Origin of the sequence: Candidatus Francisella endociliophora, from assembly GCF_000764555.1 — a bacterium.
In the GTDB taxonomy this organism is placed as follows: Bacteria; Pseudomonadota; Gammaproteobacteria; order Francisellales; family Francisellaceae; genus Francisella; species Francisella endociliophora.
In genome coordinates this window covers 1047514-1069825 of record NZ_CP009574.1, presented here as the reverse complement: position 1 = coordinate 1069825, position 22312 = coordinate 1047514, and the positions used below count along the sequence as shown (strand labels likewise).

The following is a 22312-nucleotide window of genomic DNA, read 5'->3' as shown; positions in this document are numbered from 1 at the left end:
ACTAATTTCCTTGCTTATATAGGTTGTTATCAAGTTTAACATCGTTGTTAATAACAGCATTCATTCCCTTGTGGACTTTGTTTTGTCCAGATGTGATTATTGAGGAACCTGGTTTTAAACCTGTAACTAAAGCCATATTATTTCTAGTTTCTTGTACTTCAACATTTTCCTGGCCAACTTTGTATAAGGTCTTATCAGTTTGAACTGTTTTCATACCTCCATCAGCTGTAGATGTGTAAGAGGCTTTTTCAGGTTTACCATCTTTCATCACTGGTTCAAGAGTAAATACTGATTGACCATACAAACTATATGAAATTGCATTTCTTGGTATTACAATTGAGTTTTTCTTAATAGGTAAGCTAACGTGAACAGTTAAAAACATACCTGGAACAATTTTATGATCGGGATTTTTATAAGTTGCCTGAACCATGATAGACCTATTCGAATCATTAATAAATGAGTTAATAGCAGTTATTTTTGCTGTAAAAGTTTTTCCTGGGAATGAATCTGAATAGAAGTTTATATCTTGACCAATGTTTATCTTGCTAACCTTGTTTTGAGGTACTGCAAATGTAATAAATATTGGATCAATCTTTGTAAGTGTTGCTGCATTATCACCATTATTAAAATATTGACCTAAACTTATGTTTCTAATACCAATTTTACCATCAAAAGGAGCTCTAACTTCTTTGAAGCCTATTTGGGATTCAATATTTTCAACTTGAGCAAGTGCTGATAGGTAATCTGCATTAGCTTTATCTGCAGATTCTTTTGAAGTTGCTCTTTGTTCAACAAGCTTATTATAGCGGTCTGTTGTGATTTTTGCTAACTTAAGCTTTGATAAGGCTTCTTCAAGATTCGCTTTTAACTGGCTTGTATCAAGTTTGAAAAGAAGGTCTCCTTTTTTTACTTCTTGGCCACCTTTGAAATGAATTTCACTAACAATACCACCTGATTGAGAGGAAATTTCAGTAGATTGTACAGCTTGTGCTTCACCGATAGTATTTATTACTTGTTTCCAGTCTGTTTTTTTTACTTCCGTGGATGTAATAGCAACAGGTTGAGGCACAAAAGAAGCCATACCTTTTTGAATCATGCTTTGGATGAACTCAGCAAAGCCAAAAATACCGCCAAACAGCAATAGTGTGGCAACTACAACAGCAATGGATGCAGTATTTTTATTTTTTAACTTATGTAAACGAGAGCGTATAATATTTAGCTGGAATATGAAATAAACGATAGCTAGAGATATGCCAAGTTTCCCAAGTAGCTCCCATGCTAAAAAAATTGTTATGATAGCAAAAATAAAATAGTTTTTTTTGCTAGAGTTTATTTTCTGTTTGATGTTTAAAAAGGCTTTTTTGAAATCCACAGTTCTTCTCACTATTTTTTTAATATTCTTATAAGTAGGCTTATGCAATTAATTATTAGCATGCTAATAAAGAAGATAAGGCTGTATACGGCTAGGCTGACGCCAGAAATCTTTTCTGTGATATCTGTACAGCTTTCTACTGTTCCAGTTATTGATTTTGTAGCATCTAATAAGAAAGGGTTATCTATCCCTCCACAAGTTCCTGGGGCAGTCGTAGTAACTGTTTGAAAATACTGTATATATACTTGGTCAGCTGCTACATATATGCCTAAAATAATTATTGCGATAATTACAATGTTTACAATGATAGAGAAATTTTTAGAACTTTTTTTTATCCAGCCTAGAATGCTAAGTATGAAAATACAAAGTACACATAGCTGTTGGAGTAAACACATTGGACAAGGTTTCCAGCCTAAGATAGTCATAGTATAAGCTACTAAAAATATGCCTGTTAGGCATACTAAGGCATTAAATGGGAAAATATAGTTTTTAAAAACTTTCATCTATTGAATTACATAAAATAAGAATTTTCGTAATTGTATCATATTTTTAGCAGCTTTTTTATAGTATATATGTAGAGCCTCTCTAGTTCAGCTTTGAGAGAGGATTTTGGAATTTTTTCAATAGTTTCACTAATATCTAGTTCAATAATTTTAATTATTGCTTTTTCTAAGTTATATATTCTTTTTTGTTTTCTACTGTTATTAATAGAGTCATATTTTCTGTGTATAGAGAAAGTTTGTTTGAATAATTCCCTATCCCGCACCAAGTTCGCATTTTTAATCAAGTAATATACTTCTCTTGCTGTAATGTTGTCATTTTCTAATATTTTTCTAACATTAATAACTGCGCTTAAAAGTTTTGTTTGTTTGTTTGTTAGCATGAGCTCTTTTCGCAGTATATTGATTTCATCAGTATTAATTAAACAAAGAGCAATTTTTTCATCAACACTCGCACTTAAGTACTGTTGATTATCAAAAAAATACTCATTAGGGAGTTGATGAAATTGTTTTTTAATGTTTGGAAAAACAATTGCTAAAGAGTCGAGTTTATCTAATGTTTTAAAAAAGATTACAGGGTTATCTAGGGATTTTATAAACTCTTTATTCAATCTTTCTTTAGTTAGGTGGAGAAGCTCATCAGATTTAACTACTTTTTTGACAAGCGTTTTTGTCTCTGTGGCAATTGTGAATTTGAATCTGTTAAGTTGAGCCATAAATCTGGCTAGCCTAACAACTCGTAAGGGGTCTTCAATAAACGCATTTGAAGTATGGCGTAAAATTCTATCTTTGATATCTTGATATCCATTGAATGGATCAACAAGTTTATTATCTTGAGTCATAGCTATAGAGTTTATGGTAAGATCTCTACGCATTAAATCTTCTTCTAAAGTTATGCACTCTGAATGCTTTATCTCAAAACCATGATAGCCTTGACTTATTTTTTTTTCAGATCTGGCAAGAGCATATTCATCTTTAGTTTTAGGATCTATAAAAACTGGAAAGCTAGCATTAACCTTTAAAAAACCAGCTTCTAGGATTTGTTGTTCTGTGGCTCCTACAACAACCCAATCTTTATCTTTAGGTTCTAAGCCAAGTAGTATATCTCTAACGGCCCCACCAACTAAGTATACTTTCACTACTTTAGTAATATAATCGCTTTACTTTATATTAACAGAAAAAAGTGTATAATAGCCTGCTATGTAACTGATTTTTACATATTTTTATTATGGGTAATTCAATAGATAAAATAGACCTTAATTCTCAAGGCAATGGTAGCTTAAATGGCTCAATGGCAACAAAAGAAAAGGTTGGTGTTCTTTATAAAAGGCTTCTCGGGCAAGTAAGACATTTATGGCATTTTTTGGCTTTAGCGGCGGTAGGTAGTATATTTTTCTCAGCGGCAGATGCCTCTATGATATATCTTATTAATCCTATTTTGAATTATGGTTTTGGTCCAGGTGGCGATATAACCAAACAAAGTGCCAGTATGCTAATGATTATGGCTGTTGGTATGGTAATTTTGTTAGGATTAAGGTCGCTAGGATCATTTTTATCGCAGTATTTTATAGGATCTTTGGGTCAGAAAGTTGTTTATAAATTCAGAAAAGATCTTTTTAAAAGATTTATGGATTTACCTGCTAGCTTTTTTGATAAACATTCATCAGGTCAGATTATTTCTCGACTTTTATATAATGTTGATCAGGTAACAGAAGCGACATCTACAGCTATTATAACTGTAGTCCAAGATGGTACATTCGTTATTGGTTTAATAATTGTAATGGTCGTTTCAAGTTGGCAGTTATCTTTGTTTTTGATAATTATTGGACCATTTCTAGGTTTATTTATATCTATTATCAATAAGAAGTTTAGGTCACTTAGTAGAAATACCCAGTCATCGATGGGGAATGTCACACATGTTGCCGAAGAAACTATTAGGAATTATAAAGAAATAAGAGTGTTTGGAGCTCAGAATAAGCAACAAAACAAGTTTTATAAAAACCTAGATTATACTTATTCTCAGCAGGTTAGAACTATTGCTTTAGATGCTCTAACATCTCCAATTATACAAATTATAGCTTCATTAGTTTTGGCATTTTCTTTATTTACAATTGCTATATTTGGTACTAATGAGGGTGGAGGTTCTTCATGGTTGACAGCGGGGTCTTTTGCGTCATTTTTCGCAGCTGCAGCAGCCATTTTAAAACCAATTAAGAACCTTACAAAGGTGAATGTAGTTATCCAAAAAGCTGTTGCTGCAACTGAAGATATTTTCTATATACTTGACTATCCTGCAGAGAAAGAAACTGGTAAAAAAGAGCTTGAGAACGTTGAAGGAGATGTCTCTATTAAAGATGTAAGCTTTGCATTTAGTACACAAAAGGTTCTTAATGGTGTAAGTGTAGATATTAAAGCTGGACAGACAGTCGCTTTTGTAGGTAAGTCTGGAAGTGGTAAAACGACTTTAACTAGCATTTTATCTAGGTTTTATACTCAGCAAAAAGGTGAAATTCTTTTAGATGGTGTAGATACTAGAGATTTAACATTAGAAAACCTAAGGTCTCATTTGTCTATGGTTTCTCAAAATGTACATTTGTTTGATGACAGTGTTTATAACAACATAGCATTTGGATTATCAAGAGATGTTTCAGAAGAAGAAGTTATAGATGCTCTACAAAGAGCAAATGCCTATGAGTTTGTGCAAGAATTAGCTGAAGGTATACATACTAATATTGGCAACAATGGTTCTAAGCTGTCTGGTGGACAGCGTCAAAGAATATCTATTGCTAGGGCATTACTTAAAAATGCACCAATACTAATCTTTGATGAGGCTACAAGTGCTCTTGATAATGAGTCAGAGAGAGTGGTTCAACAGGCATTAGAAAATTTAACTGAGTCATGCACAACGATTGTGATTGCTCATAGGTTAAGCACAGTTGAGAATGCAGATAAAATAGTTGTTATGGATAGTGGTAGAGTTGTTGAAAGTGGTAAACATCAAGAGCTACTAGAGAAGGGTGGGCTTTATACAAGACTGTATCAGTCAGGGCTAGAATAATTTATGATAAATAAGATTTGGTATAGACGAACACCAACTTTGTTAAGTCTTCTTTTAATGCCAATATCTTTTTTATTCTCAAAAATTGCAGTTAACAGAAAACTTAAGCAACTAGAAACTCAGTATAAGTCTAATATTCCTGTAATTATAGTTGGAAATATATCTGTTGGCGGAACTGGTAAAACCCCAGTGGTAAGAAAGCTAGCTGAAAAATATTTACAAGAAGGTAAAAAACCTGTAATTATAAGTCGTGGCTATGGAGCAAAAGCTGAATATTATCCCTTTGAAGTTCAAATAGACACCTTGCCAAGCCAGTGCGGTGATGAGCCAGCGATGCTTTATGATGCTTTAGATGGTCAAGTGCCAATAATTATCTCACCGCAAAGAGTTGATTCTGTTAAATATGTTGAAAAAATGTATCCTAATACTGATGTGATTATTTCTGATGATGGCTTACAACATTATAAACTTGGTAGAGATAAAGAAATAGTAGTTGTTGATGCTTCACGGATGTTTGGCAATAAATTATGTTTGCCGGCCGGCCCACTTAGGGAGTCTGTTGAAAGATTAAAAACAGTAGATCAAATAATCGTTGTTGGAGAGCTTGACAGTGATGATTATAGTTTTTTGAAGTCGTATAATGAAAAGATTGTAGAAGCTAAAATTGTTGCTACTAATTTTGTTAATTTGGTTTCAAAGGAGGTTGTTGATGGAGATAGTTTTTATGGCAAAGAAGTTAGTGCAGTAGCAGGTATTGGTAATCCAGATAAGTTCTTTAATACGCTTGGGGAATTAGGTGTAAATACTGCTGAGATAAAAGTTTTTAAAGATCATCATAAATATAAACCTAGTGATTTTGATTCTATAAATTGTGAGCAGCCTCTAATAATGACATATAAAGACGCCATTAAATGTAAATCTTTTGCAGATGATAATTGGTGGTATTTGGATATACAGTTGCTTTGTTCATAAGGCATAAATTAGAATCAGAATTTAGTGTTTCAATAAAGATATGATTATTGCTATATTGAAAAGCATATACTATTATTAATTGATACAAAATAGCTAGTTAATTTCATGAAAAAAATAGTCCTAGTTGATGGCTCATCTTATCTTTTTAGAGCCTATCATGCACTCCCAAACCTTACTAATAGCCAAGGTGAACCAACAGGTGCAATTATTGGTGTAATAAATATGCTTAAGAAATTGCCAGTAATGTATGACACTGAATATGTCGCAGTGGTTTTTGATCCTAAAGGCAAAAATTTTCGTCATGAAATGTACCCTGAATACAAAGCTAATCGTAAATCTATGGATGATGAGCTTAGGGCACAAATTCAACCTCTTCATGAAATTATCCAGAAAATGGGCTTCCCTTTAATTATAAAAGATGGTGTTGAGGCAGATGATGTAATTGGAACTTTAGCACAGGATCTTGAAAAGCAAGGCTATGATGTAATTATCTCTACAGGGGATAAAGATATGGCGCAACTAGTCACAGAGAATGTTGTGTTATACGATTCAATGAAAAATGTAACTACAGATATTGATAAAGTTCTTGAAAAATATCAACTTAAGCCAAATCAAATTATAGATTATTTAGCTCTAATGGGAGACTCGTCGGATAATATTCCTGGTGTACCGAAGGTTGGTCCTAAAACTGCGGTGAAGTGGTTACATGAGTATAGCGATATAGAAGGTGTAATAGCTAATGCTGATAAGGTGAAAGGCAAGGTTGGAGAGAACTTGCGCAGCAATATTGATCTTTTGAAAATGTCATATAGCCTAGCAACAATCAAATGCGATCTTGAGCTTAAACTGAGTATAGATGATTTAAAATGTAAAGACGCAGATAAAGAATATCTGTTTGAAGCATTTACCAAGTATGAGTTTAACTCTTTACTAAGAGGTTTGGATGTAAGTGCTAAGCCAGCTACTGATAAGTCTCAACCAAAAGCTATAGATGTAGATTATAAGACAGTTACGACAGAGCAAGAGTTAGGTGTTTTGGTTGGCCAGCTACAAAATAGCAAGTGTTTTTCTTTTGATACAGAGACAGACTCTTTAAATACTTATGAGGCTAACATTATAGGTGTTTCTTTTTGTGCAAAAGAGGGTCAAGCTTTTTATATTCCCCTACAGCATAGATATCTTGGTGTGCCACAACAGTTAGATTTAAAGCTAGTACTAGACAAATTAAAGCCAATATTTGCAGATACTAAAAAAATAAAAATTGCTCATAATTTTAAATTCGATGAAAAGGTGCTATCAAAATATGGTGTTGAAATAGTTGGTAATATCAACGATACGATGATTATGGCGTATGTGCTAAAGAGTAGTGGTAAGCATGATATGGATACATTATCGAAAGAGCATCTTAATATTGAGACGGTGCCATATAGTGAAATTGCTGGAACTGGTCGTAAACAGCAAACACTAGATCAAATAGAAATTGATAAGGTTGCTAACTATGCAGCTGAAGATGCTGATATAACTTTTAGACTTTTTAACTGTTTAGATAAGTTACTTAAGAAAGAAGAAGTTCTTTATAGGCTTTATGAAGAGGTCGAAATGCCACTTACTCTGATTCTAAATAAAATGGAAAAGCTTGGCGTGAAAATTGATGCGAATAAACTAGTAGAGCAAAGTGCTAACTTAGAAGGTAGTATCTGTGAAATTCAGCAAAAGTGTTATGATCTAGTTGGTCAGGAATTTAATTTATCATCACCTGTACAGTTGCGAGAGATTCTTTTTGAGAAGATGGGGCTACCTCCTGTTAAGAAAACTGCAAAAGGCCAAGCATCAACATCTGAGGAGGTATTGGTTCAGCTTGCAGAAGAGTATGAGATAGCTGCATTGATAATGAAATATCGTCATTTATCAAAGTTAAAAAATACTTATACAGATAAGTTACCAAAAATGCTAGATGTTAATGGAAGAGTACATACGTCTTATAATCAGACAGGAACTGTAACAGGTAGACTCTCTTCATCAGATCCAAACCTTCAAAATATTCCAATCAAAAGTCCAGAAGGACGTAAAATAAGACAAGCTTTTGTGGCAGAGGAGGGTTTTTGTATAGTTGCTGCAGATTATTCTCAAGTTGAGCTTCGAATAATGGCTCATTTATCAGGTGATGAAAACTTACTTAAAGCTTTTAATGAAGGTTTAGATATTCATAGTGCAACGGCTGCAGAGGTTTTGGGTATCTCTATTGCTGATGTAACAAGTGAGCAAAGAAGAAGAGCTAAAGCAATAAATTTTGGTTTGATATATGGGATGAGTGCTTTTGGTTTAGCAAAACAGCTAGAAATACCTAGGTCAGAAGCACAAGAATATATTGATATTTATTTTAATCGCTATCCGAAAGTTAAAGAGTATATGAGTACAGCAAAGGATTTTGCTAAATCAAATGGTTATGTTGAGACGATTCTTGGCAGAAGATTATATTTGCCAGAAATTAGCTCAAAAAATGTTATGCAGCGAAATGCAGCAGAAAGAGCTGCTATTAATGCACCTATGCAAGGTACAGCTGCAGATATTATTAAAAAAGCAATGATAGAGGTTAACACCATGATTTCACAAGAGTATAATGGTGAAGTGAAAATGGTGATGCAGGTTCATGATGAATTGGTTTTTGAGGTTGAAAATAGCAAGCTCCAAGATGTTTCTAGAAAAATAAAAAATATAATGGAAAATGCAGTTAAACTTAGTGTCCCTCTTGAGGTAAATGTAGATGCTGGTGAGAGCTGGGATCAAGCACATTAATATTTATAGGATTATATTATGTTATTAGTAATGGATGTGGGGAATTCTCATATACACATTGGAGTTTTTGAGGGAGAAGAAATTGTTTCTCAGATCAGATATTCAACATCTTCTGTAGACTCAACCTCTGATCAAATGGGAGTCTTTTTGAGACAAGCCTTAAGAGAGAATAACGTTGATTTAAAAAAAATAGAGGGATGCGCGATATCGTCAGTAGTCCCACATTTAAATTATTCATTGGGTTCTGCTGTTATAAAATACTTTGATATAAAGCCTTTTTTTATTAGTATGGATACTACAGACTTAGATATGTCATCTGTTGAGGCTCACCAAGTTGGTGCAGATAGGATTGCTAGCTGTATAGGCGCAATAGCAGATTATCCAAATAAAAATCTACTAATTATAGATTTAGGAACAGCAACAACATTTGATGTGGTAACCAAAGATAAAAAATATCTTAGTGGTTCAATTATGCCAGGTGTTAAATTATCACTTAATGCTCTTTGTCAAGGAGCATCTCAGCTATCTTCAATAACAATTGTAAAACCAGAAGTAGCTATTGGCTATGATACTAAGACAAATATTCGCTCAGGATTGTATTATGGACATCTTGGGGCATTAAAAGAACTTAAACAAAGAAGTATTAAAGAATTTGGTAGTGATGATGTATACACCATTGCAACAGGTGGTTTTACAGGTCTGTTTAAAAATGAAGGGATATTTGATGAAATATCTCCAGATCTGATTTTACGTGGAATTAGAATTGCATATTTAGAAAATAATCAAAAATCGAAAGGTTGAAAATGTTGAAAAATAAAAAAGTAGTAATATTACTGTTTGACTCATTCGGTATCGGTCAAGCTCCTGATGCTGCTGAGTTTGGGGATGAAGGTTCAGATACTTTAGGCCATATTGTAGAGTATTTTAGTAAAAATGGTATAAGTATTCGTTTGCCAAATTTATCAAGAAAAGGTCTTAAAGAAGCTGCTGAATATAATAGATGTCGTGAGTTAGCTCAAGATATTGCGGATTCTGATAATGTTGAAAATGCGAAGTATGGCTATTGTGCTGAGATAAGCAGAGGCAAGGATACTCCTAGTGGACACTGGGAGCTGGCTGGAGTACCTGTTATGTTTGACTGGTACTATTTTACGCCTAAGGAAAATCAAAGCTGTTTTGATAAAGAGTTTATTGATAGTTGGGTTAAAGAGGCTGATCTTAGAGATGGTTTTATTGATGCAGGTCATGCATCTGGTACAGAGGTTTTAAAGAAATATGGTTGTGAAAGCTGTGTTACTAAAAAGCCTATTGTATATACTTCAGCAGATAGTGTATTTCAAATAGCTGCACATGAAGATTACTTTGGTTTAGAGAGACTGCTGGAAATTTGTAATATTGCTCGTAAGATTCTTGATGACATGAATATGAAAGTCGGTAGAGTTATTGCAAGGCCATTTATAGGTGAGTCAGCAGATGAGTATGTAAGAACTGGAAATCGTAAAGATTTTTCTATACTACCACCAGCACCAACGCTACTTGATAAGCTATGTAAAGCTGGAGGTAAGGTAGTTTCAATTGGTAAAATAGCAGATATTTATGCAGATCAAGGGATTAGTAAAAAAGTTAAGGCAACAGGGTTAGAGCAATTATTTGACATGACGATCAAAGAATATACTTCTGCTGATAAAAATACGCTTATATTTACAAATTTTGTAGATCTAGATTCGAGTTTCGGACATCGTAGAGATGTTAAAGGCTATGGCAAGGCGTTAGAATATTTGGACTCGAGAATTCCTGATTTAGATAATCAGCTAGATGAGGACACTATTGTTGTATTAGCAGCAGATCATGGTTGTGACCCAACAGCTCCAGGCTCCGATCATACTAGAGAATGTGTACCATTTTTACTTTGGGGTAAAAATATTGAGTCAGAGTTCATTGGTGCTAGAGATACTTTTGCTGATATAGGGCAAAGTATTGCTGACTATATGGGTGTTGAGCCTTTAGATTATGGTAAATCGATATTTGGAGTAATGAAAAGTGATAACTAAGCAAAAAATTGTTTCATTAATGGATTTAACACAACTTGGTGATAATGATACAAATGAAGATATTGTTAAGCTTTGCGCTAAAGCAAGAAATTCATTAGGAGAAGTTGCTGCAATTTGTGTTTTTAAAGAGTTTATTCATGTTGTTAAAGAACAGCTTGGGCAAGATTTTAAAGTCGCAACAGTAGTAAACTTTCCAGCAGGAGATAAAAGCATAAAAGAAATACTTGTGGAAACTCAAAAAGCATTAGATCTTGGTGCAGATGAGATAGATTTAGTAATCGATTATAAAGATTATCTTGATAATGGCTCATCTGAGAAGTCTGTTAAAATGATGTCTGAGGTTAAAAAACTTTGCAAAGATAAAGCTTTAAAGGTGATTATAGAATCAGGGGAACTTGCTTCTACTGATTTAATTGCAAAAGTTTCTCAAGATGCCATAGATGCGGGGACTGATTTTATCAAAACTTCTACAGGTAAGACTCCTATAGGTGCAACACCTGAAGCTGCTAAAGTGATTCTTGAAACAATAGCAAAAAATAATAAGAATATAGGTTTTAAAGCATCTGGAGGTATAAGGAATTATCAGCAAGCAGTTGAATATATTGAGTTAGCTGATAATATACTTTCTAGCAATTTTGTAACCCCAAAAAACTTTAGATTTGGTGTAAGTGGTCTTTTAGATAACTTACTTAATCAAGAACAAGAGCATAGGCATGATTATTAAATCTTTGTACTTTATTTTAGGTCTGTTTGTGATATATCTTTTAGGATATATCTGGAGTAATAACCGTAAAGGTATTAAGTATAAAAATTTAATAATTATTTTAGTCGTTCAGCTTGTGCTTGCAAAACTTATGCTAAGCACTTCAGCTGGGATTGATATCATTAACTATATTAATGAAGGATTTGAAGTTTTATTAGCTAGTACACATGTTGGAGTTTCTTTTGTTTTTGGAGATTTAGCAGATAAGAAAGAATTCATATTTTTCTTTAATGCTGCGATGCCAATTGTTGTAATGTCTGCAGTTATAGGTATTTTACAATATTTTAAAGTATTACAGTTTTTGATTGTTGCGATTGGTACAGTGTTATCTAAAGTTACTGGTATGGGTAAGCTTGAGTCATTTAATGCTCTAAGTTCATTAAGTGTAGGTCAATCAGAGAATTTCCTTTATTATAAAAAGATAATTAGATACTTGCCTTCAAATGTCTTATATACAATGGCTGCAACTGCAATGTCAACTGTTTCGATAGGAACTGCAGCTGCATATATGACTATAATCGATCCAAAGTATGTCTGTGTGGCAATTATTATGAATATGTTTGGAGCTTTTTTTGTTTTAAACATAATAAACCCTTATGAAAAAAGCAAAGAAACAACTTATAAATTTCTGACAGAACAGGTTGAAGAGTTTGAGAAACAGGGCTTTTTTGAGATGTTATCTGAGTATATTTTAGATGGTTTCAAAGTAGCAATTATTGTTTGTGTTATGATACTTGGCTATATAGCTATTCTTAACTTAGCAGATAGTATTTTTTCTAGCTTTGCAGGTATATCGTTAAGAGATATCTTGGGTTATATATTTTATCCTATTGCTTGGGTTTTAAATATTCATGGTAATGAAATCTTTACATCTAGCCAGATAATGGGTACAAAGATAGTTACAAATGAATTTGTGGCAATGCAAGAGTTATCACAGCATGCAAAAGATTTATCTACACATACTGAAGCGGTAGTTTCTGTATTTTTAGTTTCTTTTGCAAATTTTTCATCTATTGGGATTATTATCGGTGCTGTTAAAGCTTTGAGTGAAGAAGCTTCTATAAAAGTAGCAAAATTCAGTTTAAAAATTTTATATGGGGCAATTTTGGTTAGTTTCTTATCAGCTAATATTGTTGGGTTAATTATATAATTTATAGGAGAATAAATGTTAATGAAAGGTTTATATCTCTTAATAGGTCTTGTAACCGTATTTGTATTAGCTTTGATTTGGAGCAGTGATAGAAGAAAGATTAAATATAAAAGTCTTTTTATAATATTACTTTTTCAATTGTTGGTTTGTTATTTCATATTGCAGTCAACTAAAGGTATAGAACTTGTGTCTTTAATCTCCAGCGGTTTTGATAACATACTTCAAAACGCACATGAAGGAACATCTTTTGTATTTGGAAGTTTGTCTGATATGAAGAAAAATGGTTTTGTGTTCTTCTTTAATGTAGGAATGCCAATAGTTTTAATCTCTGGGATTATAGGTATACTGCAATACTTTAAAATTCTTCCGCTAATCATTAAAAGCATAGGATTTGTTTTAACGAAGATTACCGGCATGGGTAGATTAGAGTCTTTTAATGCTGTCAGTTCTCTAACAGTGGGTCAACAAGAGAACTTTTTAATTTATAAAAAAATTATAGGTCACCTTCCATCAAATATTTTATATACAATGGCTGCAACAGCAATGTCAACTGTATCATTGGCTATAGCTGGATCGTATATGTCTATTATTGAACCAAAGTATGTCTGTGTGGCAATTGTGTTAAATATGTTGAGTACTTTTTTTGTGCTGCATATTATTAATCCATATGAAAAAGATCCTAATTTAGACTACAGTGCTCTTCATCAAGACTATGAAACAAAAAAGCAAAGTTTCTTTGAGGTGTTATCAGAGTATTTACTTGATGGTTTTAAAATTGCAGTGATTGTTTGTGCAATGTTGATAGGATTTATTGCTCTTTTAAATTTAATTGATGGAGTTTTTCATTCTTTGCTTGGTATAACGTTTAGAGAGCTTTTAGGTTATGTTTTTTATCCTTTAGCTTGGGTTTTAAATATTCACGGAGATGAAATATTATTATCCAGTCAGATAATGGGTACAAAAATAGTTACAAATGAATTTGTAGCAATGCAAGAGCTAGCACAGCATTCAAAAGAGTTATCAGAACATGCACAAGCGGTAGTTTCAGTGTTTTTAGTGTCATTTGCAAATTTTAGTTCGATTGGTATTATTGTTGGAGCTGTTCAAGCTTTAAATAAGGAAGCCTCTATTAAGATAGCTAGATTTAGTTTGAAAATCTTGTATGGAGCTGTTTTGGTTAGTTTATTGTCTGCAAGTATAGTAGGGTTTGTAGTTTAGAGAGTAGCTTATGAAAAGTAAATTTATTGTTATAGAGGGGCTTGATGGTGCTGGTAAGAGCACAGCGATAAACTTTATTAAAAAATATCTTGAGAAAAAGAATTTGGGTGCAGTATATACTCGTGAGCCAGGTGGAACAAAAATAGCCGAAGATATTAGGAATCTTACTCTAAAAAACTATGCAGATGAATCAGTACATTCAGATACTGAGCTTTTGCTTATGTATGCAAGCCGAGTTCAACATATTCAAAATTTAATCAAACCAAGTTTAGAAAAAGGATTAAATGTTGTGTCGGATAGGTTCTATTGGTCTAGTATGGCATATCAAGGCGGTGGCCGAGGCATAAGTTTAGTTAAGCTTGAGGCTTTAAATAAGCATTTTGTTGCTGAATGTGAGCCAGATCTAGTCATATATTTAGATATTGATCCTATAGTTGGATTGCAGAGAGCTAAAAAAGTTGGCGATCCTGATAGGATTGAGCAAGCAGGTTTAGAGTTCTTTGATAGAGCGAGACAGACTTTTAAAAATCTGGTGAAAAAGTCAAATCATGCGGTTGAGATTGATGCTTCTCTATCTATATCTGAAATAGAAAAGCAAATATACCATACACTAGATAATCATTTTAATTTTTAAAACTAACACTTTTCTAGTAAACTTCTTTCATTAAAATATTTATATTTAGAAACATTATATTAAGAGTATAAAATGAGCGATTTTTTAAAAGAAATTGCAAAACGTAGAACTTTTGCGATTATTTCCCATCCAGATGCAGGTAAAACAACTATTACAGAAAAAATGCTTTTATTCGGAAATGCTATTAAGACAGCGGGTACTGTAAAAGCTAAAAAAAGTGGTGTTCATGCAACATCTGATTGGATGCAAATGGAAAAAGATAGAGGTATCTCTATCACGACCTCAGTGATGCAGTTCCCTTATAACAATCGTGTAGTGAATTTACTTGATACACCTGGCCATGAAGATTTCTCAGAGGATACTTATCGTACTCTTACTGCGGTTGATTCAGCTTTGATGGTTGTAGATGCTGTTAAAGGTGTTGAGGATAGAACAATTAAGCTAATGAATGTTTGTCGCTTACGTGACACACCGATTTTGACTTTTATGAATAAGTTTGACCGTGATACAAGAGATCCTCTAGAACTTCTTGATGAGGTTGAAGATATTATGAAGATCAAGTGTGCCCCAATGAACTGGCCAATTGGTATGGGCAAATTTTTCAAAGGTGTATATGATCTATATAATGATGAGGTAACTCTCTTTGAAGGTGGGCATGGTCATGAAATACATCCTTATAAAAAAATAAAAGGTCTAGCAAATGCAAAAGATGCAATAGGTGCGGATCTTTATGATGATCTTGAGATGGAAATTGAACTAGTCCGTGGCGCTAGTAATGAATTTGATGAAAAAGAATTTTTAGAAGGTAAACTTACACCCGTATATTTTGGTACAGCTCTTAGTAACTTTGGTGTTAAAGAGATGATGGATGGTTTTACACATTTTGCACCAGCACCACAAGGGCGTGAGGCTAATGAGAGACGGATTAAGGCAGACGAGCAAAAGTTGACTGGATTTGTCTTCAAAATCCAGGCAAATATGGATGAAAAGCATAGAGATAGAATCGCATTTTTTAGAATCTGTTCGGGTAAATACGAAAAAGGTATGAAAATCTATCATGAGCGAACTGGAAAAAATATGCAAATATCAAAGGCACTTACTTTTATGGCAGGCGAGCGTGAGCAAGTTGAGGAAGGTTATGCTGGGGATATTATAGGTTTACATAATCATGGTAGTATTCAGATTGGTGATAGCTTTACCCAGGGAGAGAAGCTGAAGTTCAAAGGTATACCAAACTTTGCTCCAGAGATCTTTAAACGAGTTAAACTAAATGATCCTCTAAAAATGAAAGCTCTACAAAAAGGCTTAGTGCAGTTATCTGAAGAAGGTGCTACTCAAGTGTTTAAACCTGTTATATCAAATGATTTGGTTGTTGGAGCTGTTGGTGTACTTCAGTTTGATGTGGTAGCTCAACGCTTAGCAAGTGAGTACAATGTTAAGTGCTCGTATGAAGGTGTCAATGTTGCTCTAGCTCGTTGGATATTTTGCGATGATGAGAAAAAGCTCAATGATTTTAAAAATAAATATCAGGCAAATCTATCGTATGATGGTGCAGGATATTTGACATATTTAGCTCCAACTGGAGTAAATCTACAGCTAGCACAAGATAAGAATCCAGATATTATTTTCAGTGCGACAAGAGAGCATTAAAATCAGATACTTTTTAAGCTGAAAAAATATGCTATAATTTTCTAGTCTTTGTTTACAATATATTTGTTAGGGTGCTAAATGTTAAAAGGTATCAATAAAATTCTTATAGCTAGTATTGCTGTGGTTGCAATACAGTCAGCTTTCTCAATGGAGATTTATACAGTTAAATCAAATGACTATTTATATAAAATAGCAAAAAACCATTCGGTAAAGGGTGTTAGTACATCTGAGATGACAGATGCAATTAAGGGGATAAATAAATCAGAGATCCCTGGGATAGTAGATAATAGGATAAAAATAGGTGATAAGCTAGCTGTTCCAACTACAAAAGATGAAGTTGAGGATGGTTTAACTCTAACTAGAAATCAAATGATCCAAGGATCATATAATGATTCTAGTGACACTGATTCTGATAGTAAAACTAACTTAGACTCAAAGTTAGGTGATAACTCTATGGTATCATCTAACTCTGATCAGGACTATGATACAGCTTCAAGTCCTAGTGTAATAAGTCAAGATAAGGTGCCAGCATTGGTTCCAGGAGATGATAGTCAGGTACAAACTTATAGTAGTGACATAAATACTCAAATAAACTCTGATGATATTGAAGAAACTGCATCGGATGATGGAAGTAGTTCTAGTTCGGGATCATTTTTAGGTACATTACTTAAACTTATTATATATATTGTAATACTAATCGCTGTAGTATTCATTGGTAAAAGAATTTGGGAAAGTAAGAGTATAAAAAGAGAGCAAGAGAAAGAAATTCTTGGTAAGAAAAAAAGAGATCATCTAATGTCGAGAATATCTCCAGTAGTTTCAGATAATGACTTTTATAGGTCTAGAGATGCTCACCATGGACCTCAAGAAGAATTTGACTTTTTTGGCAATGTTGGGACATCTGAGCCTCAAAGACCGGTTTTGAATGAGCATGATAATTCAGCACTAGATGATGAAGAGTATCAAGAAGACTCTCATGAGCATAATCTATATGATAATAGAGAAAAAAATGTTGCTGTAAAAACAGAAAAAGGTGTAGTTTTTGAGACAAATACAGATGATAGTCTTGTTAACAAATCTCAAGATGATGAAAGCCAAATCGAAGAGATTGATACTCAGTATCAAGCAGAACAAGAGCTTCAATATATAAATGAACTTGTTGAACAATTTCTTGAAAGTGAAAAGTATGTAGAGGCGAGTATTACAATACAAGACTCTTTAGAGAAAGATCCTAATAATATAGATTTGCGTTATAAGCTTTTAGAAGTATATGCCCAAGCTGGAGACGAAATTGCATTTGAAGGAGAGGTTCACTTTATTAAGTCGAAGAATATTGTAAGCATGTTTGATCCATTACATCAAAAAATAGCTAAACTTAGAGATAAGTATTTTGATTAATTTTATCTAATTATTAAACTTTCCAGAGTAATAAAAAATGTTTTTTAAGAAAAAGAAGAATACAGAAAGTACTTCAGTTGTAGAAAAAGTACAAAATCAGGACAATAAAAAAGGACTATTTTCAAGATTACAATCAGGATTATCAAAAACTGCTAATAAATTTGGTAGCGGTCTAGGCACAATATTGATGGGTCAGAAGGTAGTTGATGAAGAGCTTCTTGAGGATATTGAGATGCAACTTCTTACAGCGGATGTTGGTGTAGAAGCAACTGATGAGATAGTTGAGTATTTACGTGATAAGGTTGCCAGAAATGAGCTTCAAACAGCAGATAAGCTAAATGAAATAATCCAAGAGAAACTTACTGAGATAATTTTACCATCTCAGCAGCCTTTGCAAATTGATTCTGATAAAACACCTTATGTAATCCTCGTTGTTGGTGTTAACGGAGTTGGTAAGACTACAACTATTGGCAAGCTTACTAAAAAACTCCAGGCTGAGGGTAAGTCTGTGATGCTTGCAGCTGGTGATACCTTCAGAGCTGCAGCAGTTGAGCAGCTCAGAGAGTGGGGAGATAGAAATAATACTCAAGTTGTATATCAACATGAAGGGGCAGATAGTGCTTCTGTGATATATGATGCAATTAGCTCGGCTAAATCAAAAGGTGTCGATGTTGTTATTGCCGATACAGCTGGTAGACTTCACAATAAAGATAATCTTATGCAGGAGCTTAAAAAGGTCGTTAAAGTTATCAAAAAAGTAGATGATACAGCTCCTCATGAAGTTATGCTAGTTGTTGATGCAACAACTGGAGGTAATGCTCTTAGTCAAGCAGAAGCATTTAATGAAATTGTAAACCTTACAGGTATTACTATTACTAAACTTGATGGTACGGCCAAGGGTGGTATTGTCTTTTCTATAGCGAAAAAACTAGGATTACCTCTTAGGTTTATTGGCGTTGGTGAAAAAATAGATGACCTTCAGGTTTTTAATGCAGAAGATTTTACAAAAGCACTATTTGGTTCTACAACCTAATACCATCGGTTATATGAAAGCATTAGTAAAAATCATTCTAGGGTTACTAATACTTTCTGGATTTGCATTCTCCCAGTCTATTTCTGTAGATAAGTATATTAATAAAGCTAGCACTATCATGTTAGAGGGTTCTAGTCTTGAGTCTTATATTGAGAAAAATTATGAGCAAAAGTCTTTATCTGATGTAAAGCTTTCTAATTATAAGCGAGATCTTTTGAGTCAGTATAATCAGCTATCTTCGATAGAGTCTGAACTAAAGAAACAGTTGCGTAGAGTAAAAGATAGCTTGAGACAGTATATTTCGCTAAACAATGATAACAAAGGTCATGATTTAGAAGGGAATTTGTTTTATAAGGCAGTTATAAAATCTCAACCAACTCAACAAATGAGTAAGACCGACCAAGAGTATAAAAGCCTTGAGTTTCATTCAAAAATTGTACAAAAACGTTATGATGCTTTAGTAGAGTCATATTTGGAGACAAAGGAAGCATTATCATATGTTACTGATGCACAAAAAAGACTGACTGATGATTTGGAACTTATTTCTGATATTCGAATTAAAGCTAGGAATAGAGACTTTTTTACAAAGGGTGATTTTCTAGGTAAATATGATTCCTGGGTAAAGGGCATAGGAGAGATTGAATATAATATTAGTTTTGTGTCTTCACTTAAATATTTGCTATCAATTGCTTTAGTCTTTTTTATATATAAGCTATGTTCAGTAGCATTTTATGCGAGTTTAAAGGCAGCAAGAAGAAAAGTTGTAAAATATCGTGCTATTATCACCAGTCTTAGCTTTTTTCTGAGAGTATTTTGGAATGTCCTAGTAGCTACCATATTAGTCGTAATTCTTGGTAGACTTTTTCAATTTTATAGAATAGAAGAGTTTTTTGCGGCTTATACGATATGTGTGTACTTTATATTGCAAAATAGTTTAGTAATCTTTTTAAGGTTTTTAAGAATTACACTGGGTAATAAACTTTTGTTTTGGTTTAAAAGTTATGTATTTATGTTGATGCTCTTGATCTTTATTCAAGGTGTTAATTTCTTTTCTGCCATAACTATTATCCAGCCCATTTTTGGACCTCATGGAAATGCATTAGTCTCATTTATAATTGCAGTAGTCCAGTTAGGTATGGCTGTTATTATTTATTTTGGGCTAGCATCTTTTGTTAATAAAAGAAAAGGGGTTAATTTCCTAAGAATTTTTATAGTCTTATTTTCCCTATTGTATTGTTTACTGACATTTGTAGGCTTAAATAGTCTAGCTATGGGGATATTAGTTAATTTCTTGCAAATATTCGTAGTGGCTGTTGTAGCGTATTCTATATATAGTGTGATTGTTATTCTTTTGCATTATATAGCATCAAAAGTTATTAATAAGGGTACTTATAGGATAGCTTTTCTAAATAGGCTAAAGAGTAATGAAGAGGAGACTCTAGCAGAGTATTGGATTAGAACTTTAATTAAGCTATTTTTTATAGTTGTTGCTACTGTTGTGTCTCTTGTAATTTTGGGCATTCCTTATCAAGAGATTTATGATTTCTTTTATGTGATATTTTTCAATGGAATTACTATTGCTGGTAATAATTATTTTGCTATTTCCGAGTTGTTAAAGTCTATACTTGTTTTGGCTATTGGTTTAGCAATATCAAAAATTTTAGAAAGAGTGTTTTCAAGAAATATTCTTCCATATACGAGCATTGATATGGGCACACAAAAAGCAATATCTACTGCTGTGTGGTATATAGGGGCTATAGTTTCGCTAGTATTTTTTATAGCATCACTAGGGATAAGTGGTACAGCTTTAGCATTTATAATAAGTGGTCTTTCTGTAGGTGTTGGTTTTGCATTACAAGACTTAATGAAGAACTTTTTTGCAGGGTTTATGCTTTTGGTTGAAAGACCAATTAAGGTTGGTGATTGGGTAGAGCTTGATGGAGATATTTGTGAAGTTAAAAAAATTAAATTAAGGTCAACTATAGTTGAAAATTTTGACTTAAAAGTGAGCTTTGTACCAAATAGTTTATTTATGAGTCATACTATAAATAATGAAACCTTTAACCCTATTACTCGATTAGCTATAAGTGTTAGCGTTGGATTAGATCAAGATATTAAACAAATTCCGGAGCTTTTAAAAGAAGTTGCTAGCCAAAATAGTAATATCCTAAAGTACCCTGAGACTTATGTTACATTCGAGGGGTATAGTAAATATACACATGATTTTACTCTAAGAGCTTTTTGTTATAGAAGAGATAAATTAACCATCGAGACAGAGCTTAGAACTGCTATTATAGAAAAGCTTATAGAGCTTGGCATAAGTATACCTTTAGAAGCAAAAAGAATATCTGTTGAAAAGTCTTCCTAATTATATTTAATTTTGATTTATTTAATAATTGAATTTATAAAAGAAATGCTACAAACTAATATCAATTATTTTTATTATTATGAGTCCGTATGGGTAGAGGCCTAACTTTATTTGCGATACAGATATTATCGTCAATAGCTTTTTTTCTAGCTACCGTTATTGTCGCTAGGTACCTTGGCCCAGAAGATTTTGGAGATTTTTCAGCGGCATATAGTGTTGCATCAGTGGCTTATATAGTATGTTTGTTAGGTGCAGATGTTACAGCTGTAAATATTATTGCTAAGTCTGTTAAAGCTCAGCAAAATGGTCAGATAAAAGCTTTTATTTTATATGCTTTTTGTGTGGTAACATTTTCAACAGTTGCTTATTATATTATAGCGATTATTGGGTACTGGGCTTCTGAAAATATCTTTATGTTTAAGAATCTGCATCCTGTTTTTATTGCTGTGATTTTTATACCTATTATGGCATTGGCTTTCTTTTTCTATAGGGTGTTTATATCTTTATTTAAACCAATTCTTGCAAATGTTTTATTTAAAATTTTAGTTAATCTATCAATGCTTTTTCTTGCTTGTTTAATGTTTTTTGATGAGATTTTTAGGACATCATATATTGCCATACTATTTTTTATGATTCCATGGTTGATAGCCTTTATAGTAATGCTTACTTTATTAGTGTGGAAAGTAAGAGTATTTGCCTCTAAACGAGAAGAAATAAGGTATAAAACATGGTTAAAATCAGGATTATCAGGTTTGCCGTATAATTTAGCTTTGATGACTATTCCTTATTTGGCAATAATTGGAGCAGAAGTTTTTCTAGCAAATGAATCAAGTGTGGGTATTTTTGCGACAGCAGCATCTTTTTCACAGTTGGTAGCTAATAACTTTATAGCATGTATACAGTCTCTAACATTAGCACCTATAGTTGTAGCTATATATAATAAAGACCTTTTGGGAGTGAGAAATATATTCAATAAAAACCTTATCATTATGGGTGGATTAAGTATTTTGTTGATCTTAGGGGTGAGTCTTGTTGGCAAAGATATATTGGAAGTATATGGAAAAGGCTATGTTGTTGGAGATGATATTTTAATAATATTTATAATAATGCAATGTGTTATTATGACTGGTTGCTTAGCTGCGCCAACACTTCTTTATCTCGGTAAAAATATATTTGTTGTAAGTAGTTCAATGATCTTGATAGTTTTATTAGTATTATTCATTAGTATCTTTGGATTCATATTTCAAGAAGCCGGTATAGCAGTAGGAGTGTTATTGGCTGTCACATTAATATTTGTAACTCAGAGTCTTTATGCATATAAACTAACCTTTGAAAGCTCACAATAGTGA

17 protein-coding genes are annotated in these 22312 nt (G+C 33.0%); 14 read left to right on the top strand and 3 right to left on the bottom strand.

The window, feature by feature from the left end; all coding sequences use genetic code 11:
• Window position 1: 1 nt before the first annotated feature.
• From QI37_RS05325 to QI37_RS05315, 3 genes are read right to left on the bottom strand one after another with little or no spacing between them, the layout of a single operon-like run.
• A complete protein-coding gene (locus QI37_RS05325; protein ID WP_040010721.1) occupies window positions 2-1372 on the bottom strand; it encodes an efflux RND transporter periplasmic adaptor subunit in 1371 nt (456 codons plus the stop codon).
• Between the two features lie 11 nt (window positions 1373-1383).
• A complete protein-coding gene (locus QI37_RS05320) occupies window positions 1384-1875 on the bottom strand; it encodes a disulfide bond formation protein B (RefSeq protein WP_040009221.1) in 492 nt (163 codons plus the stop codon).
• A gap of 38 nt (window positions 1876-1913) precedes the next feature.
• Window positions 1914-3011, bottom strand: a complete 1098-nt coding sequence (locus tag QI37_RS05315) for a CCA tRNA nucleotidyltransferase (RefSeq protein ID WP_040009218.1) — start codon at window positions 3009-3011, stop codon at window positions 1914-1916.
• 89 nt (window positions 3012-3100) lie between these two features.
• Between QI37_RS05315 and msbA the strand changes: the two genes are divergently transcribed.
• The 14 genes from msbA (at window position 3101) to QI37_RS05245 (ending at window position 22309) form a co-directional block, all read left to right on the top strand.
• Window positions 3101-4930 (top strand): lipid A export permease/ATP-binding protein MsbA, encoded by a 1830-nt coding sequence (gene msbA / locus QI37_RS05310; protein WP_040009215.1) that lies wholly within the window; start codon window positions 3101-3103, stop codon window positions 4928-4930.
• Window positions 4931-4933: 3 nt separating this feature from the next.
• Entirely contained in the window at window positions 4934-5902 is a 969-nt protein-coding gene (gene lpxK, locus QI37_RS05305; RefSeq protein WP_040009212.1) for a tetraacyldisaccharide 4'-kinase, read from the top strand.
• Window positions 5903-6007: 105 nt separating this feature from the next.
• Window positions 6008-8698: a DNA polymerase I gene (polA, locus tag QI37_RS05300; RefSeq protein WP_040009209.1), complete on the top strand. Its 2691-nt coding sequence runs from the start codon at window positions 6008-6010 to the stop codon at window positions 8696-8698.
• An 18-nt stretch (window positions 8699-8716) separates the two neighbouring features.
• Window positions 8717-9499, top strand: coding sequence for a type III pantothenate kinase (locus QI37_RS05295; RefSeq protein ID WP_040009207.1), 783 nt, complete (start codon window positions 8717-8719; stop codon window positions 9497-9499).
• A 2-nt stretch (window positions 9500-9501) separates the two neighbouring features.
• A complete protein-coding gene (locus tag QI37_RS05290) occupies window positions 9502-10749 on the top strand; it encodes a phosphopentomutase (RefSeq protein ID WP_040009205.1) in 1248 nt (415 codons plus the stop codon).
• Between the two features lie 19 nt (window positions 10750-10768).
• Window positions 10769-11473, top strand: coding sequence for a deoxyribose-phosphate aldolase (deoC, locus tag QI37_RS05285; protein WP_200883209.1), 705 nt, complete (start codon window positions 10769-10771; stop codon window positions 11471-11473).
• On the top strand, window positions 11463-12662 hold the full coding sequence (locus tag QI37_RS05280) for a NupC/NupG family nucleoside CNT transporter (protein ID WP_040009203.1): 1200 nt from the start codon (window positions 11463-11465) through the stop codon (window positions 12660-12662). Before deoC ends, QI37_RS05280 begins: the two co-directional genes overlap by 11 nt.
• A 15-nt stretch (window positions 12663-12677) precedes the next feature.
• Complete coding sequence (locus tag QI37_RS05275) at window positions 12678-13880, top strand: NupC/NupG family nucleoside CNT transporter (protein ID WP_040009198.1); 1203 nt, start codon at window positions 12678-12680, stop codon at window positions 13878-13880.
• A gap of 10 nt (window positions 13881-13890) precedes the next feature.
• On the top strand, window positions 13891-14514 hold the full coding sequence (gene tmk / locus QI37_RS05270) for a dTMP kinase (RefSeq protein ID WP_040009195.1): 624 nt from the start codon (window positions 13891-13893) through the stop codon (window positions 14512-14514).
• Between the two features lie 72 nt (window positions 14515-14586).
• Window positions 14587-16164, top strand: coding sequence for a peptide chain release factor 3 (locus tag QI37_RS05265; RefSeq protein WP_040009192.1), 1578 nt, complete (start codon window positions 14587-14589; stop codon window positions 16162-16164).
• 78 nt (window positions 16165-16242) lie between these two features.
• Complete coding sequence (locus QI37_RS05260; RefSeq protein ID WP_040009190.1) at window positions 16243-17562, top strand: LysM peptidoglycan-binding domain-containing protein; 1320 nt, start codon at window positions 16243-16245, stop codon at window positions 17560-17562.
• Between the two features lie 37 nt (window positions 17563-17599).
• Entirely contained in the window at window positions 17600-18595 is a 996-nt protein-coding gene (ftsY, locus tag QI37_RS05255) for a signal recognition particle-docking protein FtsY (RefSeq protein WP_040009187.1), read from the top strand.
• Entirely contained in the window at window positions 18552-20963 is a 2412-nt protein-coding gene (locus tag QI37_RS05250; protein WP_040009186.1) for a mechanosensitive ion channel domain-containing protein, read from the top strand. The genes ftsY and QI37_RS05250 overlap by 44 nt, the downstream gene beginning before the upstream one ends.
• A gap of 89 nt (window positions 20964-21052) precedes the next feature.
• Window positions 21053-22309: an MATE family efflux transporter gene (locus tag QI37_RS05245; RefSeq protein ID WP_040009184.1), complete on the top strand. Its 1257-nt coding sequence runs from the start codon at window positions 21053-21055 to the stop codon at window positions 22307-22309.
• Window positions 22310-22312 lie beyond the last annotated feature (3 nt).

What these genes read in the sequence shown, in the direction of transcription:
- QI37_RS05320 (WP_040009221.1), bottom strand. Translation starts at nt 1,875, where the DNA reads ATGAAAGTTTTTAAAAACTATATTTTCCCATTTAATGCCTTAGTATGC.
- msbA (WP_040009215.1), top strand. Translation starts at nt 3,101, where the DNA reads ATGGGTAATTCAATAGATAAAATAGACCTTAATTCTCAAGGCAATGGT.
- lpxK (WP_040009212.1), top strand. Translation starts at nt 4,934, where the DNA reads ATGATAAATAAGATTTGGTATAGACGAACACCAACTTTGTTAAGTCTT.
- polA (WP_040009209.1), top strand. Translation starts at nt 6,008, where the DNA reads ATGAAAAAAATAGTCCTAGTTGATGGCTCATCTTATCTTTTTAGAGCC.
- QI37_RS05295 (WP_040009207.1), top strand. Translation starts at nt 8,717, where the DNA reads ATGTTATTAGTAATGGATGTGGGGAATTCTCATATACACATTGGAGTT.
- QI37_RS05290 (WP_040009205.1), top strand. Translation starts at nt 9,502, where the DNA reads ATGTTGAAAAATAAAAAAGTAGTAATATTACTGTTTGACTCATTCGGT.
- deoC (WP_200883209.1), top strand. Translation starts at nt 10,769, where the DNA reads ATGGATTTAACACAACTTGGTGATAATGATACAAATGAAGATATTGTT.
- QI37_RS05280 (WP_040009203.1), top strand. Translation starts at nt 11,463, where the DNA reads ATGATTATTAAATCTTTGTACTTTATTTTAGGTCTGTTTGTGATATAT.
- QI37_RS05275 (WP_040009198.1), top strand. Translation starts at nt 12,678, where the DNA reads ATGTTAATGAAAGGTTTATATCTCTTAATAGGTCTTGTAACCGTATTT.
- tmk (WP_040009195.1), top strand. Translation starts at nt 13,891, where the DNA reads ATGAAAAGTAAATTTATTGTTATAGAGGGGCTTGATGGTGCTGGTAAG.
- QI37_RS05265 (WP_040009192.1), top strand. Translation starts at nt 14,587, where the DNA reads ATGAGCGATTTTTTAAAAGAAATTGCAAAACGTAGAACTTTTGCGATT.
- QI37_RS05260 (WP_040009190.1), top strand. Translation starts at nt 16,243, where the DNA reads ATGTTAAAAGGTATCAATAAAATTCTTATAGCTAGTATTGCTGTGGTT.
- ftsY (WP_040009187.1), top strand. Translation starts at nt 17,600, where the DNA reads ATGTTTTTTAAGAAAAAGAAGAATACAGAAAGTACTTCAGTTGTAGAA.
- QI37_RS05250 (WP_040009186.1), top strand. Translation starts at nt 18,552, where the DNA reads ATGCAGAAGATTTTACAAAAGCACTATTTGGTTCTACAACCTAATACC.
- QI37_RS05245 (WP_040009184.1), top strand. Translation starts at nt 21,053, where the DNA reads ATGGGTAGAGGCCTAACTTTATTTGCGATACAGATATTATCGTCAATA.